Genomic DNA, 15,979 nt, shown 5'->3' with positions numbered 1-15,979 from the left:
GGATCATTTGCGACGATGCGGGAGCTACGGCCGACCGGATACCGGCGTCGGATTTATCACCCGTCCATGGCTGAACCCGGGCACCCGCGACTGCGTCCCCTGACTGCCGTCCCGGTGATGGAGCGGTAGCGCGGAAACCGTCGCGTCGCACGGTGCCGGCCTCGGCTCCGCGGGCGGCGGTGACCACCGCGCCCGCGCCGAAGGCGGCCACGGGACTGCGCGCCCCGGAGCGCGAACACGGGCCCCGGATCGGGGTGTTCGCCCGGGAGGCGGCGCTCCGGTCACCGGAGAGCCGGAGAATCTCACCGCGGGAATGACGGTCGCGGAGGTGTGCGGAGCCGCGATCGAGTACGGCGACAACACCGCGGCCGACCTGTTGCTGGAGCAACCGGGTGGGCCGGCGGCGGTGACGGGGCTGTGCCGTTCGCTCGGGGACGGGGTGACGCGCCTGGACCGGTGGGAGCCGGAGCTGGACTCGGCGGAGCCCGGGCGGGTCACCGACACCACCACTCCCCTGGCCGTCTCAACCACCTACGCGAAGCCGACGGACGGTCATGCCCTGGCGGTCGGCGACAAAACCGGAACGGGCGACTACGGCACCGCCGACGGTGTCGCGGTCGCGGCGGACGCCTTCGGACACGGCGGCGCACAGGATCGTTCACAGCCGGAGCACAGCAAGCCTCCATGCCGGTCCCGGAATTTCCGCGATGGGACCGGAACCGTTCTGCTTCGATCACGAACTCTCGTATAGTGACGCGCAGTTCAGCACCGAGCGTCACAACTCCTTCACCGGACACGCATCCCTACCCGCTCCGAGGACCAGACCGGAACGATGACCGCGCCCACGCATCCCGGCGAACGACCTGCCCTCCGTACGCTCGTTCCGACCTTCGCGCTGACCGCGGTGGCGTCGGCCCTCGCGGTCGTCGCCGCGACGACCGCCGCGCCGGCCTCGGTACGCACACCCCTCGCCCTCGGCGCGAGCGCGGCCGCACTGCTGCTGTGCGCGGCGGTGACCTGGGCCGTGCACGCGGCGCGGACCGCCCGCGCCGCCCGGCGCCGGCTGGAGGCGGTGAGCCAGGACCTCGGGCGGCTGCTCCAGCAACAGGCCAGGGCCACCGAGGAGGCGCGCCAGGAGCAGCAGCGGCTGATCGACGAACTGGCGCAGCAGCGCAGCGAGTTCGCCGAGTCCTTCAAGCAGGAGCGGGCGCGGATCCAGCAGGACAGCGGCCAGGAACTGGACTGGTACCAGCAGGAGAACGCCCGGCTCACCGCCGAACTGGAGCGCGCCGCACGGGAACGGGCCGCCGCGATCGCCGCCGCCGGCAACGCGGCCGGGCGCATGCAGGCCCTGGCCACCGCCACCCTCGCCGACCTGCGGGCCATGGAGGACCGGCACTCCGACGAGGAGGTCCTCGCCGACCTGCTGCACCTCGACCACCGCACGGCCCAGGCGGGCCGGCTCGCCGACTCCATCGCCGTGCTCACCGGGGCGCGCTCCGGCCGCCGGTGGGCGCGCCCGATCAGCATGGAGTCGATCCTGCGCGGCGCGATGGGCCGCATCAGCGGTTACCGCCGGGTGCGGGTGCACTCGGTGAGCGAGACGGCCGTGGCCGGACACGCCGCCGAGGGTGTCATGCACGCACTGGCCGAACTCCTCGACAACGCGGCCAACTTCTCGCCCCCCACGGCCGAGGTCCACGTGTACGTGGAGGAGGTACCGGCCGGGGTCATCGTGTCCGTGGAGGACAGCGGGCTGGTGATGGGCGAGGTGCAGCTGCGCCGCGCCGAGCGCGCGGTCGCCGGTGACAGCACCGAGCTCGGCGGCCTGACCGGCACCCGGCTGGGGCTCGCGGTGGTGGGCCGGCTGGCCCGCAAGCACGGTCTGAAGGTGTCGTTCCGGCCGTCGGCGCGCGGCGGCACCGGAGTGCTGATGCTGGTCCCGCAGGACCTGCTGACCCGCCCGGCCGCCGACGAACCGGCCTCGGCTCAGGAGACGGAGCCGGCCGCACCGGTACCGGCGCCGCTCGACCCCGCGCCGGTCCACGAGTCCGCCGCCGAGCCGACCGAGGACGAGGACGAGGAAGGGCCCACCGGGCTGCCCAGGCGGCGCCGCGGCCGGACCCTCGCCGAGGCCGAGCGCCGGGCGGCGCCCCAGCCGGCGGAGCCGCGCCCCGCGCCCGCCGCCGCGGACGCCCAGGTCCGCGCCGCCCGCTTCAACAGCTTCCGGCAGGCCGTCCGCCCCGCCACGCACGACACCCCCTCCGCCGAGACCACCGAAACCCCCGGCGCGGCCGGCGGACCGGCGGCCCCTCACGCCCCCACCCCCACGCACGACCCGGTCCCCGCGCCCCACCCGGAGTCCGGCCCAGAGCTCACGTCCCACCCACATGCGTACCCGGAAGGCGACCCCACTCCATGACCGGCAGGACCACCGCCGACTCCAAGCTCACCTGGCTCATCGAGGGACTCCTGGAGCGCACCCCCGGCGCGCGGCACGCCCTGGTGCTGTCCCGCGACGGGTTGAAGCTCTGCCGTACCCCCGAGCTCTCCGTCGACCAGGCCGACCAGCTCGCGGCGATCGCCGCCGGCATCCAGTCGCTGTCGCACGGGGCGTCCGTCGAGTTCGGCGACGGCAGCGGCGGCGTGCGGTCGGCGATGACCGAGTTCTACGGGGGCGTGCTGTTCATCGTGGAGGCCGGCGAGGGCGCCCACCTGGCCGTGGTGACCAGCGAGGACGCCGACCCCGGCCTAGTCGGGCACAACATGAGCGAACTGGTCGAGCAGCTCGGCGAGCACCTGACCGCGCAGCCCCGTACGTCATGAGCCGCCCGGGCAGGGACGACGCGCCCGACCGCCTGTACACCCTCACCGGCGGCCGCAGCGGCACCGGCCCCGACAGCCCCTTCGACCTGGTCACCCTGGTCGTCGCCGAGTCCGAGCCGACGCCCGGCATGCAGTCGGAGCACGCGGCGATCCTGCGCCTGGCGGAGTTCCCGACCTCGGTGGTGGAGATCGCCGCGGAGCTGAGGCTGCCGGTGAGCATCACCAAGATCCTGCTGGTCGACCTGCAGGCGGCCGGCCGGGTCAGCGCCCGCCACCCCCACCGGCCGGCCATCACCGACCCCGACATCCTGGAGCAGGTGCTCGTTGGACTCCGCAACCTCTGACGCGCGCACCCCGTTGGGTGCCTCCGCCGACCACGGTTTCAAGATCGTGGTGGTGGGCGGCTTCGGCGTCGGCAAGACCACCCTGGTCCGCTCGGTCAGTGAGATACGTCCCCTCAACACCGAGGAGACGATGACCCAGGCCGGCGAGGCGGTCGACGACATCCGTGAGGTGCGCGGCAAGTCCGCGACCACCGTCGCCTTCGACTTCGGCCGGATCACCCTGGACGCCCGCAACGTGCTGTACCTGTTCGGGGCGCCGGGCCAGGAGCGGTTCTGGTTCCTGTGGGACCGGCTGTTCTCCGGCACCCTCGGCGCGGTGGTACTCGTCGACACCCGGCGGATCGGCGACTCCTGGTACGCCATCGACCGCCTGGAGAAGCACGGCACCCCGTTCATCGTGGCCTGCAACGACTTCGGCGGCCCCGTGCACACGCCCCGGGACGTCCGGCACGCCCTCGACCTGGACCCGCACGTCCCGCTGGTCAACTGCGACGCCCGGTCCCGGGAGTCCGGCAAGCAGGTGCTGATCACACTCGTCCAGCACGTCAAGAACCGGTACGCCGGCCCGTCCGCACCGGCGGACCTGCCCCGACAGGAGTTCGTGTGACCCCCGAAGCCGTGCCGCTCGGCGGCCCCCGGTTCCAGACCGAACCGGCGCGTCTGTACCGCGAGATCCGGCGCGACCACGGTCCCGTCACGCCCGTCGTGCTGGACGGGGACGTGCCGGCCTGGCTGGTGGTCGGCTACCGCGAGCTGCACCAGGTGACCGGGGACCCGGTACTGTTCAGCCGGGACTCCGAGCTGTGGAACCAGTGGGACATGATCCCCGACGACTGGCCGCTGCTGCCGATGATCGGCCGCAGGCAGCCGTCGATCCTCTACACGGTCGGCGAGCGGCACCGCGAGCGGGCCGGGATGATCAGCGACGCGCTGGAGGCCGTCGACCCGTTCGAACTGCGCGGCCACGCCGAACGGTTCGCGGACGAGTTGATCGACGCGCTGTGCACGAGCGGCGAGGCGGACCTGATCGGCCAGTACGCGATGCTGCTGCCGGTGCGGGTGCTGGCCCGGCTGTACGGCTTCGCCGACGAGGAGGGGCCCGGCCTGGTCACCGCGCTCAACGACATGATCGACGGGCGGGAGCGGGCGATCGCCGGGCAGCAGCATCTGGGCTCGTCCATGGCGCAGTTGCTGGCCGACCGAAAGGCGGACCCGGCCGACGACGTGGTGTCGCGGATGCTCCAGGACAAGAGCGGCTTCACCGACGAAGAGATCATGCAGGACCTGATGGTCATGATGGCGGCCGGGCACCAGCCGACCGCCGACTGGATCGGCAACTCGCTGCGGTTGATGCTCACCGACGACCGGTTCGCCGCCTCGCTGTTCGGCGGGCGCAACAGCGTCGCCGAGGCGATGAACGAGGTGCTGTGGGAGGACACTCCCAGCCAGAACATCGCGGGCCGCTGGGCCTCCCGCGACACGCAGCTGGGCGGCCGCCGGATCCGCGCGGGCGACCTGCTGATCCTCAGCTTCCAGGGCGCCAACTCCGATCCGCAGGTGCGCACCGACGCCTCCGCGCTGACCGGCGGCAACTACGCGCACTTCTCCTTCGGGCACGGCGAGCACCGCTGCCCCTTCCCCGCCCAGGAGGTCGCCGAGGTGGTCGCGCGGACCGGCATCGAGGTCGTCCTCGACCGGCTCCCGGACATCGACCTCGCGGTGCCCGCCGACACCCTCACGCGCCGGCCCTCGCCCTGGCTGCGGGGGCTGACCGAGCTGCCCGTCAGGTTCACGCCCGTACCCGCCCTGTAGTCACCACCGACAGTTTGGCGCAGCACCGATCGGCGCAGTACTCCGACCCTGCCCTGGGAGGCACGTCACGATGACGACCGGTACCGAACAAGCCCGGATCGCCCTCGACCCCTTCGTCACCGACCTCGACGGCGAGAGCGCGCGGCTGCGCGCCGCCGGTCCCCTCGCCGCCGTGGAGCTGCCCGGCGGGGTGCCCGTGTGGGCCGTCACGCACCACGCCGAGGCCAAGGCGCTGCTCACCGACCCGCGCCTGGTCAAGGACATCAACGTGTGGGGTGCCTGGCAGCGCGGCGAGATCGCGCCGGACTGGCCGTTGATCGGCCTCGCCAACCCCGGCCGTTCGATGCTGACCGTGGACGGCGCCGACCACCGCAGGATGCGCACGCTGGTCGCGCAGGCGCTCACCCCGCGCCGGGTGGAGCAGATGCGGGAGCGGATCCAGAAGCTCACCCAGGACCTGCTGGACGGCCTCCCGGCGGACGAGGAGACGGTCGACCTCAAGGCGGCCTTCGCGTACCCGCTGCCCATGTTCGTGATCGCCGACCTGATGGGCATCGACGAGGCCGAACTGCCCCGCCTGAAGGTGCTGTTCGAGAAGTTCTTCTCCACCCAGACCCCGCCCGCGGAGGTCGTCGCGACCCTCACCGAGCTGGCGGGGATCATGGCGGCGACGGTCGCCGCCAAGCGGGCCGAGCCCGGCGACGACCTCACCAGCGCTCTGATCCTGGCCTCCGAGGACGGCGACCACCTCACCGACGAGGAGATCGTCTCCACCCTCCAGCTGATGGTGGCCGCCGGGCACGAGACGACGATCTCCCTGATCGTCAACGCGGTGGTCAACCTCTCCACCCACCCCGACCAGCGCGCCAAGGTGCTCTCCGGCGAGGTGGACTGGTCCGCGGTGGTCGAGGAGACCCTGCGCTGGTCCACCCCGACCTCGCACGTGCTGATCCGGTTCGCCACCGAGGACGTGCCGGTCGGCGACACTGTGCTTCCGGCAGGCGACGCGCTCATCGTCTCGTACGCCGCGATCGGCCGCGACGAGAACGCGCACGGGCCGAGCGCCGGGGAGTTCGACGTCACCCGCGAGTCGGCGAACCGGCACATCTCCTTCGGGCACGGCCCGCACGTCTGCCCGGGTGCGGCGCTCTCCCGGCTGGAGGCGGGCGTGGCGCTGCCCGCGCTGTACGACCGCTTCCCCGGCCTGGATCTGGCGGTACCGGCGTCCGAGCTGCGCAACAAGCCGGTGGTCACCCAGAACGACCTCTTCGAACTGCCGGTCCGGCTGACTCCTTGAGTACGCCGTCGGCCGGCCGCGGCGCCGTCGTGGCCGGTCGCGCAGTTCCTCCCGCAGCCTTCGGCCGGGGGTACCCCCGGCGCCCCTTTCGGGGCGCTTGCTCAGCGGTTCCTCGCCGAGCGCGTCGCCCTCGGCGAGGATGCGGTGCGCCCACGCCAGCACGACCTCGCCCTCGGGGGTCAGGTCCTCGTAGCGGCGGCCCCGGCGCACGATCGGCACGTCGCGTTCGTGTTCGAGTCGCCGTATCGCGGCGGACAGGGAAGGCTGCGAGACATGGCAGGCGGCGGCCGCCCGGGCGAAGTGCCGCTCGCGGGCGAGCGCCACGAGGTATTCGAGCCGGCGCAGCGGCATGCGGCCTCCGCGGCGGTCCCGGCGACGGGGACAGGGTACGGGCTCCGGGTCCAGGTGTACCGGATCGGCGGTCGCCCGTTTGACTTCGAGTGCTCTTGAAGTCGTAGCGTCCAGAGGGAGAACGCGACAGCGGGAAAGGCTGGGAGTCACATGCGACAGCGGAATCTGCGGGATCTTCAGGTGAGCAGCATCGGCCTCGGGTGCATGGGGATGTCCGCCTTCTACGGCACCGCCGACGAGGACGAAGGCGTGCGGACCATCCGCCGCGCGCGGGAACTCGGGATCACCTTCCTCGACACCGCGCAGCTCTACGGACCGCTCACCAACGAATCGCTGGTCGGCGAGGCGGTCCGGGGGCACCGGGACGAGTACGTGATCGCCACGAAGTTCAACTACCGGATGGACCACGCCGTCCCCGGCGACATGAGCAGCATCGGCCCGCAGGACGGCTCGGCCGAGCACGTCCGCAGCTCGGTCCACGGCTCGCTGGACCGGCTCGGCACCGACTACATCGACCTGTACTACCAGCACCGCGTCGACCCGAACGTGCCGATCGAGGAGACCGTGGGCGCGCTGGCCGAGCTGGTCGCCGAGGGCAAGGTGCGGCACATCGGGCTGAGCGAGGCGAGCGCCGACACGATCCGGCGGGCCAACGCCGTGCACCCGGTCGCGGCCGTACAGACCGAGTACTCGCTGTGGAGCCGGGACCCGGAGGACGAGGTGCTCCCCACCTGCCGGGAGCTGGGCATCGGCTTCGTTCCGTACTCGCCGCTGGGCCGCGGCTTCCTCGCCGGCCGCTTCTCCTCCCCCGAGGACCTCGACGCGAACGACTGGCGCCGCACCGGCCCCCGCTTCACCGGCGACAACCTGGAGGCGAACCTGCGGCTGGCCGCCAAGGTGAAGGAGATCGCCGCCGAGAAGGACGTGACCCCGGCCCAGCTGGCCCTCGCCTGGGTGCTGGCCCAGGGCGACGACATCGTCCCGATCCCGGGCACCAAGCGCGTCGCCTACCTGGAGCAGAACGCGGGCGCGGTCGACGTCGAGCTGACCAAGGAGGACCTGGCCCGGATCGAGGCCGAGGTCCCGCGGGCGGCGGGCGACCGCTACGACGAGGCCGGGATGCGGTCCGTGAACCTCTGAACAGCACCCCCGAAGTAGCGCCCCAAAGGGGCGCGGGGAACTGCGCGACCAGCCACGACGACGGCGCAGCCGGCGGACGGCATGTCGCGGCACTTCCGGAGGCGCGCCCGGAGAGCCGGAAGTCTCCGGGGCGCCGCCCGGCTCTCGGTGGCCGGTACCCCGGTGGTGGCGCACGCTGGTGCCATGGGGAAGCTGCAGGGGTGCGTGTCGGGGCTGCGGCGGTCGTGGCAGTCGTCGCACGCGCTGCTGCTGCTCCCGGTGCTGCTCATCGTGGTGATCACGGTGGCGGACCTGCGCGCGCCCGAGGACATCCATCTGGGGCCGGCCCTGGTCATCGCCCCGGCGCTCACCCCGTCCTTCGCGGGCCCCCGGTCCACCGCGCTGGTCGGGGCGCTCGCGGTGGTCGCCCAGCTGCTGATCGCCGTGCTCCACGGCGGGCTGACCACCGCCAACCACATCGTGCAGATCGTCACCCTGGTGCTGCTCTCGGTGATCGTGGTGGTCTACAGCGCGGTCCGCGATCGGCGCCGTGCCCAGCTGGCCCAGGTGCGCACGGTCGCCGAGGCCGCGCAGCACGTCCTGATGTGGCCGCTGCCCGAGCACATCGGCCCGCTGCGGATCGCCTCGCTCTACCTGGCCGCCGAGGACGAGGCGCAGATCGGCGGCGACCTGTACGCGGCCACCCGCTGCGACGGCGAGGTCCGGGTTCTCATCGGCGACGTCCGGGGCAAGGGCCTGTCCGCGATCGGCGAGGCGGCGCTGCTGCTGGGTGCGTTCCGGGAGTCCGCCCACCGGCACATCACCCTGCCGGACCTCGCCACCGCCCTGGAGCAGAGCGTGCAGCGGTACGCGGAGGATCTGGAGCCCCGGGAGGAGGCGGCCGAGCGGTTCGCCACCGCGCTGCTGGTCGAGATCCCCGACGAGGACCTGGTGACCCGGATGACCAGCTCCGGTCATCCCCCGCCCCTGCTGCTGAGCCCGGGGCACGCGGTCACGGTGCCGAGCCTGCACCCGTCGCCGCCGCTCGGTGTGCACGGTGCGGGCGGCATTGAGCGCACCCTGGACGTGTTCTCGTTCGAGCCCGGTGACACCCTGCTGCTCTACACCGACGGTGTCGTGGAGGCCCGGGACGCGCAGGGCCGCTTCTACCCGCTCGCCGAACGGGTCGCCCAGTGGACGGACGCCTCACCGGAGGCGCTGATGTTCCGCATCCGGCGCGACCTGCTGGCGCACGCGGGCGGCCACCTCGGCGACGACGCGGCCCTGATCGCCCTGCACCGCACCTCGGCCGTGCACCACCCTCACCACCACGGCGTCCTCGGCCACGGCTCCGCACGGTCCTAGCGGGCCTCGGAACTCCGCGGACCGTGCCTCCGGGCAGGGTGGCCCAGTTGGCCAGGAAGCCGGGTCCGGACTCCGTGGACACCGCCGTGCCGGCCGCGGTCCTGGCCTCGGCCGGTGTGGGCAGCGTGCTGTCCGTGTCGCTCACGGGGGTTGCCTCTCGGGGCGGTGAGGGGACGCACCGACGAGCAGCCTGGCCTCGGGGGTACGCCCTGCGCCAACCGCATCCGGGGGACTCACAGCAGGTCAACAGCGTTTGACAGCAGCCGAGTTGGGCGCGCTGTTCAATTGCCTTTCGGTCAAAGTTAAGTCGTAAGGGTGGTCGTCGGCAGGGGCTGACTGCGAGACTCCGCTTCGCCTTTCACCGACAGGGAGTCCCCATGACCGAACTGCAATCCCCCACCCGCAGACGGCCGCTCCGCAAGGCCCTCGCCGCCGCTCTCGGCGCGCTCGCGCTGGTCGTCGCCGTGCCGGCCACCGCGCACGCCGACGTTCTGACGCTGCTGCCGCAGAACGCCGACGGTCTGGAGCAGACGTTCTCCCCGGCCTACGACTACGACGGCGACGGCTGCTACGCCACCGCGGCCATCGGCGCCGACGGCACCATCAACCCGGGTCTCTCGCTCGGCGGCGACGTCAACGGCCACTGCCACGACTACGCGCAACTCGCCAACGCCAACACGTACTCGCGCGAGAAGTGCAACAACGGCTGGTGCGCGGTGATGTACGCCAGCTACTTCGAGAAGGACCAGGCGACGTACGGGCCGCTGGCCATCGGGCACCGGCACGACTGGGAACACGTCATCGTGTGGATCCAGAACAACCAGGTGCAGTACGTCTCGGTCTCCCAGCACAGCAGCTACCTGGTGCAGCCGGCCTCGGCGATCCGGTTCGACGGCACGCACCCGAAGATCGTCTACCACAAGGACGGCCTGTCCACCCACGACTTCCGGTTCGCCAACTCCAACGACGACCCGCCGGAGAACGTGACCGGCGGCTGGTTCTTCCCGCGTCTGGTGGGCTGGGACGGCTATCCGGCGGGCTACCGCGACAAGCTGATGAACGCGGACTTCGGCGAGGCCACCATCAAGATCAAGGACGGCTCGTTCAACGCCAACCTGGGCTACTCCATGCCGTCCGGGATCTCGTTCGACCCGAACGCCTGACCCGGGCGCCGTCCTCGCGGCGAGACGACCGTGCCGGGGCCGGGAAGGTGAGCCGGGCCCCGGCACGGAACCCCTGCTACGGCTTGCGGGCCACCGCTCCGTACATCGCGATGTCCTCGTCGCGGATGCCCTGCTCGCCGCTGCCGTCCGGGTGCCACTTGTGCACCTGGACGATGCCCGGCTCCACCAGCTCCAGGCCCTCGAAGAACTGGTGGGCCTCGTCGATGGTGCGCAGCCGCATCGGCATGTTGCGGGCCGCGTACTCGCGGGCGACCCGGCCCACCTCCTCGGGGGCGAACTCGGCGGTGCCGATGGACATCGCCAGGTAGCTGCCCGACGGCAGCGGTTCGAGGAGCCGTCGGACGACGCCCACCGCGTCGTCCGCGTCGAGCATGAAGTGGACGATGGCGATCACCGTGAGCGCCACCGGCTTGTCCAGGTCGAGGGTCTCGCGCAGCTCGGGGGCCTCGTAGAGGTCCGTCAGGTCGCGGAAGTCGGCCTCGATGTACGCCGTCCGGCCCTCGGGCGTGCTGGAGAGCAGGCCCTGGGACAGGGTGAGGACGATGGGGTCGTTGTCCACGTAGACGACCCGGGAGTCCGGGGAGACCTCCTGGGCTATCTCGTGCAGGTTCGGGGAGGTGGGGATGCCGGTCCCGACGTCCAGGAACTGGCGCATCCCCGCCTCCTCGGCGAGCCAGCGCACGGCACGGTTCATCCAGTCGCGGTTGGCGCGCATGTGGATCGGGAGCGCGGGCCACTCCCGGGCCATCGCATCGCCCGCCTCCTGGTCGGCGGGGTAGTAGTCCTTGCCGCCCAGGATGTAGTCGTAGATCCGGGCGGAGTGCGCGTTCTCGGTGTCGATGCGGTCGGCCGGCCATCCGTTGTCGGGCAACGCCGTGTCTCCCATTCAGGTGAGGGATGCGGGGGTGTTCGGGGGGCTGCGCTGTGCTGCACGGGATGTGGGGAATTTGTTGAACGATCAGCTATAGCAAGGAAGTTCCGGAGAATCCGATCACATCAGGAAGTCGGCGTCACCCGCCTTCACTCCGGACAGGAAACTCGTCATCTCACGGGGTGTGAAGACCAGCGCCGGTCCGTCGGGGTCGGTCGACTGGCGTACCGCGACCCGGCCGTCGGCGAGCTTCTTCACTTCGACGCAGGCGCCGCCGGCGTCGTCGCTCCACGGCTTGGACCAGCCGCGCGCGCCGAGTTGCCGGGACGGGATGCCGTTGCGTATGGGGTGGTGCACGTCAGAGCTCCTTGCGAATCGCACCGAGGATGGCCTCGGTCTTCCTGGCGGGCGTCGCCTGCGCGCCCAGCCGGTCCAGGGCCTCGCGGTAGACCACCACGTCGTCGTTCTTGTCCAGGTAGACAGCGCCCACCAGGCCGTTGAGATAGACGATGTCGGGCAGCTCGGGGGCCTTGAACCGGAAGAGGTGGTACGCGCCCGCGCGCATGGCGGGGTGCGGGCCGTTGGCGAACGGCATGATCTGCAAGGTGACGTTGGGGAGCCGGTTGATCCCGATGAGATGGTCGATCTGGGCGCGCATCACCCCGGCGCCGCCGACCGGCCAGCGCAGCACGGTCTCGTCCATCACGACCCACAGCCGCGGCGGCGCGGGCCGGGTGATCAGCTCCTGCCGGCGCATGCGCAGCGCCACCATGCGCTCGGTCGCCTCGCTCGGCGCGTGCGGGTTGCCGGCGCCGAGCAGGGCGGCGGCGTACTCGCGGGTCTGCAACAGGCCGTGCACGAACTGGTTCTCGTAGGCACGGATCTGCAACGCCGCCTGTTCCAGGCTCAGGTACGCGGCGAACCAGTCCGGCATCACGTCGCGGTAGGTGTGCCACCAGCCGCGCTTGTTGGCCTCGCGCACCGACTGCAGGAAGGTGTCGATCTCCTGGCGGTCCGTCACGCCGTAGACCTGCAGCAGCTTCTCGGCGTCGGCCAGCCGGAGCCGGGCCACCTTGGCGGCCTCCATCCGGCGGATCGTGGAGTGGCTGACCCCGATCGCGGCGGCCGCCTGCTCATAGGTCAGGCCGGCCCGGGTCCGCATCTCCTCCAGCTGCCGGCCGAGGATCATGCGCAGGACGGACGGGGCTCCGCCCCAGTCGGTCTCCGAGGTCACGCCCTACCCCCTCACACCAGCTTCCAGGGTCACCGTCTCACGTACGCGTGATCGTTCACGTGCGCGTTCGATCACTTCCTACCGGGAGCAGCATGCACTTCGCTTCTTGCAATTTTCAACTTGCTGGTTGCGAGCCGATGTTGGCAGATGCCAGAGTGGAGTCACTGCTCCGGCCGACCAAGGAGCAGGCGAAGCAGTGCAGTTGGGGGAGACTGAGCTGCGGTCCGGCGCCGTCCAGGCACGGGTCGTCGTCTGCCCCCGCGCGGCCCGGGACGCACGCGACCGATCAGCCCCCACGCTGCGAAGCCGGACGAAAGGCGCACGGCGATGGCCCCGCCCTCTCTCCCCCAGCCGCTCGACCGACTGCCCGAGGACCACATACCCGGCCTGCCCCGGCCGGCCCTGGCGGCCGCCGCCGAGGGCCCGTACCGCCCGTCGGAGCCGACGGGCGTCCCCAGACCACCCGGAGGCGAACGCCTCGGTCGACTCCCTGGGCCGCAAGGCCTCGACCGGTTCGCCTCCGGGGACCGGCCCGCCCCGCGCAGCCGGGTCCTCGACCTGGCGCCGACCCCACGCGCCGTGGGCAACGCCCGCCGGAGCGTGGCCGAGCTGCTCGGCTCGTGGGGCGTGTGCGAGGAGGCCCTCGACAACGCGGTCCTGGTGACCTCGGAACTGGTCACCAACGCGATCGTGCACTCGGCCGGCCGGCGGATCGTCTGCCGGGTGCACGCCGGAGCCGACCGGATCCACATCGAGGTCGAGGACCAGAACAGCGGGAGCATCGCGCTCCCGGCGCCCCGGCGGGCCAAGCCCGACGAGCAGAACGGGCGCGGCCTGTTCCTCGTCGACGCGCTCAGTCTCGACTGGGGCGTCACGACCGCGCCGGAAGGACGGCCCGCCGCCCGGGTCGTCTGGGCCGAGTTGTCGACGGCGCCGGACGCACCGCTCACCACCCCCCACGCCTCAGGAGGCCCCCCGACCCATGGACCGTCCCCCCACTCCTGAACCCGCAGCCGACCCGTCCTGGACCCGCACCCGCCCCAAGCCCGGCCCGGAACAACCCCACACCGCTCCGGCCGGCTGAACCACCGGCACCACCCCGCGGCCGGGACGCGTTTGTCCCGGCCCTGCCGCCTCGCCGGCCGGGAGCCGCGGTTCACTCCACCGCGTGGGCCAGCAACGCGGCGGCGGCCGCCCGCAGTTGTACCGCGGCGGTCACACAGGCCGTCGCCTGCCGCTCCAGGGCGGCACCGCTCCACTCCGGGGCCCCGGCACAGTCGCCCAGCCGCTCGGCGGCGCCGCGCAGCCGCTCGGCGTAGCCGTCCATCCGGTCCGCGTCGACCCGCAGGCCGTCCACGTACGCGAGGAGTTCCGGGGCGGCGGTGGCGGGACGGGATTCGGTCGCCATGAGGTTCACCTGTCCTCGGGGGATGCCTAGCGCGGCAGCACCGCGCCGGCGCTTCTGTGGGCCACGAACCGGGGGCTGGTCAGGACGAACCCGGGCCGCACGGCGTCGAGTTCGAGGATCTGAAGGTGCCGGGCGAGCGGCCCGTGGGCGCCGTCGAGCCGCAAGCGCAGCCGGGGACGGGCATGGACGCGCGGTCTGCCGTGGGCGCGGACCAGGGTACGTACGGTGCTCTCGCCCCGGCGCCCGTAGAGCACCCAGTCCGCCTCGGGACAGCGGGCGCCGGGGCCCGGGCGGCCCTCCACCGACACTCCCAGCTCGGGCGCGTGGACGCGCAGTTCCCGTCCTTGCAGCTCGATCTCGGCGGCGCCGTGCACGGCCGGCTGCGCCCAGAGCTCCTCGGCCACCGCCCGCGCCTCCTCCGTGCCGACGGCGAGCGCGACCACGTACCGTCCGGTGCGCCGCAGGTCGGCACGGCGCACCAGGTCCGCGGCGAGGTCGTACGCGTGCGGCCGCCACAGGTCGTCGACCAGCACCGACAGGCCGAGTTCCGTGTACGGGCCGATGGTGGTGCAGCGGTGCTCGTAGAGGGAGAGCACGGCGAGGGCGCGGCGGCCGAGCCGGGTGGGGACCATCCAGGTGACGTCGGGCAGCAGGCTGCGGGCCACGTCGGTGTCGACCGGGAAGCACAGGTGCGCGGCGGAGGAGTCGTAGTAGCGCACCGGCACGTCGACCGGGCCCGCCGACGTGGCCAGGCCGGTGGTGGGGACGGCCAGGAACGGGTAGCCCTCGGGCGGGCGGCGGCGGTCCCTGAGCCGGTAGACACGGGTGCGTTCGACCGGGCCCCGGTAACGGGCGAGGGCCCGGTCGACGTCGGCCCGGGCCTGCGGGACCACCGTCTCCAGGTCGTCGATGTACACGCGGAGCAGGTGGCAGCGCGGGAACTCGCGGGTGGGGCCGGGGTAGTCGACCCGGTACCTGTTGGGGTGCGGGGCGCCGGGGCCGTCCAGGACCGGGACGATGTCGTGCCGGTTGGTGATGCCGGCCACCCAGGTGCGCGGGTCGGCGGGTCTGCGGTCGTCGGTCTGCGCGCCGACGACGGCCACGTGGGTGACCCGGTAGGCGCGGCAGAACTCGTCGTCCTGCGCGAGGCTGAGCAGGGCGGTCCCCCCCTCGCCGTGCCCGACCAGCGCGAGTTCGGCGCCGCGCGGGATGCCGTGGTCCCGGATGGCCAGCAGGATCGAGCGGGCGTACGGCGAGTCGGTCAGGAACAGGTTGCGCCAGGCGCCGGCGAAGTCCTGCGGGGAGTCGTCGCGGGGGCGGCCGGGGGCCGTGCCGGGTGCCTGCACGACGTACCGGAGCACGCCGTCGGGGCCGCGCACCTCCTGGACGAGGACGCGGGCGTCCCCGGCGAGTACGTCGATGTTGCGCAGGAAGCCGAGGAAGGAGCCCTCGGTGGCGAGGGCCCCGGCCTCCTGGACGGAGGGTTCGACGGCCTGGGCGGCGCCCGCGCTCCGGGCCGGGCCGGCCAGGTGGGAGGCGTCGGTGCCCCGGACCGGGCCGGCGCTCAGCTGCCGTCCCGCGGCCAGCGCCCAGGCGGTCTCGTCGCTCAGCGGGTCCTCGTCCAGCAGGCCCCGGACGGCGAGGAGATCCGCCAGGATGGGGGCGAGCGCGGAGAGCGGGCGCTGGGCGTCCCGGTCCTTGAAGAGGGCCCGCAGCGCGCGGACGGCCGCCTCCGGGCCGCGGTCGGCGCCGACCGCGGCCGCCAGCCGGCGCATGCCCGGGTCGCGCCCGAACTCGGGGTGGTCGAGGAGTACGGCGGCGATCCGCAGCCGCAGCGAGGTGACCGCCACCAACTGGGCCAGGCTCGCCCGGCCCAGCGCCTCCCCCGCCGCGCCGAGCAGATGACCCACGCCGTCCGGCGCGACGATCGCCGAGCCGCCGAGGCCCTGCCTGTTGGTGAGCGTCCGCAGCAGCGCCCAGCGGGCGGCCACGCCGGTGCGCGGGCGGCGGCGCGCGGAACCCGTCAGCGCCGGGGCGAACAGGACCGAGCTGGTCCGTGCGGAGACCTCGCGGATGCCCTCGGCGACGGCCACCACGTCACGGGCGCACTCCCGCAGCATCTCCGCCGCGGGCGGCCCGCAGGCACGGCGCTCCGCTGCCATCCGGCG

At 72.8% G+C, this 15,979-nt stretch carries 15 protein-coding genes and 2 pseudogenes; 11 read left to right on the top strand and 6 right to left on the bottom strand.

The annotated features are described in order from the left end of the window. Nucleotides 1-310 precede the first annotated feature (310 nt). The 7 genes and pseudogenes from BLW82_RS45880 to BLW82_RS39690 form a co-directional block, all read left to right on the top strand. Nucleotides 311-521 (top strand): annotated as a pseudogene (locus BLW82_RS45880) (serine hydrolase); the annotation flags it as partial. A 311-nt stretch (nucleotides 522-832) separates the two neighbouring features. Next, entirely contained in the window at nucleotides 833-2,422 is a 1,590-nt protein-coding gene (locus BLW82_RS39715; RefSeq protein WP_093506902.1) for a sensor histidine kinase, read from the top strand. Next, nucleotides 2,419-2,826 (top strand): roadblock/LC7 domain-containing protein, encoded by a 408-nt coding sequence (locus tag BLW82_RS39710; protein ID WP_093506900.1) that lies wholly within the window; start codon nucleotides 2,419-2,421, stop codon nucleotides 2,824-2,826. Before BLW82_RS39715 ends, BLW82_RS39710 begins: the two co-directional genes overlap by 4 nt. Then, on the top strand, nucleotides 2,823-3,170 hold the full coding sequence (locus tag BLW82_RS39705; RefSeq protein ID WP_093506898.1) for a DUF742 domain-containing protein: 348 nt from the start codon (nucleotides 2,823-2,825) through the stop codon (nucleotides 3,168-3,170). The genes BLW82_RS39710 and BLW82_RS39705 overlap by 4 nt, the downstream gene beginning before the upstream one ends. Continuing rightward, entirely contained in the window at nucleotides 3,151-3,777 is a 627-nt protein-coding gene (locus tag BLW82_RS39700) for a GTP-binding protein (protein WP_371131449.1), read from the top strand. The genes BLW82_RS39705 and BLW82_RS39700 overlap by 20 nt, the downstream gene beginning before the upstream one ends. Continuing rightward, nucleotides 3,774-4,982 (top strand): cytochrome P450, encoded by a 1,209-nt coding sequence (locus tag BLW82_RS39695; RefSeq protein WP_093506893.1) that lies wholly within the window; start codon nucleotides 3,774-3,776, stop codon nucleotides 4,980-4,982. Before BLW82_RS39700 ends, BLW82_RS39695 begins: the two co-directional genes overlap by 4 nt. Nucleotides 4,983-5,052: 70 nt before the next feature. Beyond that, the gene (locus tag BLW82_RS39690; protein ID WP_093506891.1) at nucleotides 5,053-6,279 is read left to right on the top strand and encodes a cytochrome P450 family protein; all 1,227 of its coding nucleotides are present in this window, start codon (nucleotides 5,053-5,055) and stop codon (nucleotides 6,277-6,279) included. Between the two features lie 108 nt (nucleotides 6,280-6,387). Here the strand turns inward: BLW82_RS39690 and BLW82_RS39685 are convergent. Beyond that, a pseudogene (locus BLW82_RS39685) lies at nucleotides 6,388-6,630 on the bottom strand (LysR family transcriptional regulator); the annotation flags it as partial. A 150-nt stretch (nucleotides 6,631-6,780) separates the two neighbouring features. Between BLW82_RS39685 and BLW82_RS39680 the strand changes: the two are divergent. From BLW82_RS39680 to BLW82_RS39670, 3 genes are all read left to right on the top strand, one after another. Next, a complete protein-coding gene (locus tag BLW82_RS39680) occupies nucleotides 6,781-7,770 on the top strand; it encodes an aldo/keto reductase (protein ID WP_093506889.1) in 990 nt (329 codons plus the stop codon). 183 nt (nucleotides 7,771-7,953) lie between these two features. Continuing rightward, complete coding sequence (locus BLW82_RS39675; protein WP_093508519.1) at nucleotides 7,954-9,114, top strand: PP2C family protein-serine/threonine phosphatase; 1,161 nt, start codon at nucleotides 7,954-7,956, stop codon at nucleotides 9,112-9,114. Nucleotides 9,115-9,491: 377 nt separating this feature from the next. Then, nucleotides 9,492-10,277 carry an NPP1 family protein gene (locus BLW82_RS39670; protein WP_093506887.1) on the top strand — a complete coding sequence of 262 codons (786 nt, stop codon included), beginning with the start codon at nucleotides 9,492-9,494 and terminating at the stop codon, nucleotides 10,275-10,277. A 76-nt stretch (nucleotides 10,278-10,353) separates the two neighbouring features. On the opposite strand, the gene BLW82_RS39665 is transcribed toward BLW82_RS39670, so the two are convergent. From BLW82_RS39665 to BLW82_RS39655, 3 genes are all read right to left on the bottom strand, one after another. Continuing rightward, entirely contained in the window at nucleotides 10,354-11,169 is an 816-nt protein-coding gene (locus BLW82_RS39665) for an SAM-dependent methyltransferase (RefSeq protein WP_093506885.1), read from the bottom strand. A gap of 120 nt (nucleotides 11,170-11,289) precedes the next feature. Further along, the gene (locus BLW82_RS39660; RefSeq protein ID WP_177233215.1) at nucleotides 11,290-11,526 is read right to left on the bottom strand and encodes a DUF397 domain-containing protein; all 237 of its coding nucleotides are present in this window, start codon (nucleotides 11,524-11,526) and stop codon (nucleotides 11,290-11,292) included. A 1-nt stretch (nucleotide 11,527) separates the two neighbouring features. Next, complete coding sequence (locus BLW82_RS39655) at nucleotides 11,528-12,403, bottom strand: helix-turn-helix domain-containing protein (RefSeq protein WP_093506882.1); 876 nt, start codon at nucleotides 12,401-12,403, stop codon at nucleotides 11,528-11,530. 327 nt (nucleotides 12,404-12,730) lie between these two features. Here BLW82_RS39655 and BLW82_RS39650 point away from each other — a divergent pair, with 327 nt between their 5' ends. Then, nucleotides 12,731-13,408 carry an ATP-binding protein gene (locus BLW82_RS39650; protein WP_093506880.1) on the top strand — a complete coding sequence of 226 codons (678 nt, stop codon included), beginning with the start codon at nucleotides 12,731-12,733 and terminating at the stop codon, nucleotides 13,406-13,408. 151 nt (nucleotides 13,409-13,559) lie between these two features. Here BLW82_RS39650 and BLW82_RS44745 read toward each other — a convergent pair whose 3' ends face one another. Further along, nucleotides 13,560-13,811 (bottom strand): hypothetical protein, encoded by a 252-nt coding sequence (locus BLW82_RS44745; protein ID WP_177233214.1) that lies wholly within the window; start codon nucleotides 13,809-13,811, stop codon nucleotides 13,560-13,562. Nucleotides 13,812-13,837: 26 nt separating this feature from the next. Next, on the bottom strand, nucleotides 13,838-15,973 hold the full coding sequence (locus BLW82_RS39640; protein ID WP_093506876.1) for a hypothetical protein: 2,136 nt from the start codon (nucleotides 15,971-15,973) through the stop codon (nucleotides 13,838-13,840). Nucleotides 15,974-15,979: the final 6 nt, after the last annotated feature.

The sequence above is a fragment of the Streptomyces sp. Ag109_O5-10 genome (assembly GCF_900105755.1).
Classification (GTDB): Bacteria; Actinomycetota; Actinomycetes; order Streptomycetales; family Streptomycetaceae; genus Streptomyces.
This window is presented reverse-complemented; position numbering and strand designations above follow the sequence as displayed.

What these genes read in the sequence shown, in the direction of transcription:
- BLW82_RS39640 (WP_093506876.1), bottom strand. Translation starts at nt 15,973, where the DNA reads ATGGCAGCGGAGCGCCGTGCCTGCGGGCCGCCCGCGGCGGAGATGCTG.
- BLW82_RS39675 (WP_093508519.1), top strand. Translation starts at nt 7,954, where the DNA reads ATGGGGAAGCTGCAGGGGTGCGTGTCGGGGCTGCGGCGGTCGTGGCAG.
- BLW82_RS44745 (WP_177233214.1), bottom strand. Translation starts at nt 13,811, where the DNA reads ATGGCGACCGAATCCCGTCCCGCCACCGCCGCCCCGGAACTCCTCGCG.
- BLW82_RS39690 (WP_093506891.1), top strand. Translation starts at nt 5,053, where the DNA reads ATGACGACCGGTACCGAACAAGCCCGGATCGCCCTCGACCCCTTCGTC.
- BLW82_RS39670 (WP_093506887.1), top strand. Translation starts at nt 9,492, where the DNA reads ATGACCGAACTGCAATCCCCCACCCGCAGACGGCCGCTCCGCAAGGCC.
- BLW82_RS39680 (WP_093506889.1), top strand. Translation starts at nt 6,781, where the DNA reads ATGCGACAGCGGAATCTGCGGGATCTTCAGGTGAGCAGCATCGGCCTC.
- BLW82_RS39705 (WP_093506898.1), top strand. Translation starts at nt 2,823, where the DNA reads ATGAGCCGCCCGGGCAGGGACGACGCGCCCGACCGCCTGTACACCCTC.
- BLW82_RS39710 (WP_093506900.1), top strand. Translation starts at nt 2,419, where the DNA reads ATGACCGGCAGGACCACCGCCGACTCCAAGCTCACCTGGCTCATCGAG.
- BLW82_RS39715 (WP_093506902.1), top strand. Translation starts at nt 833, where the DNA reads ATGACCGCGCCCACGCATCCCGGCGAACGACCTGCCCTCCGTACGCTC.
- BLW82_RS39650 (WP_093506880.1), top strand. Translation starts at nt 12,731, where the DNA reads ATGGCCCCGCCCTCTCTCCCCCAGCCGCTCGACCGACTGCCCGAGGAC.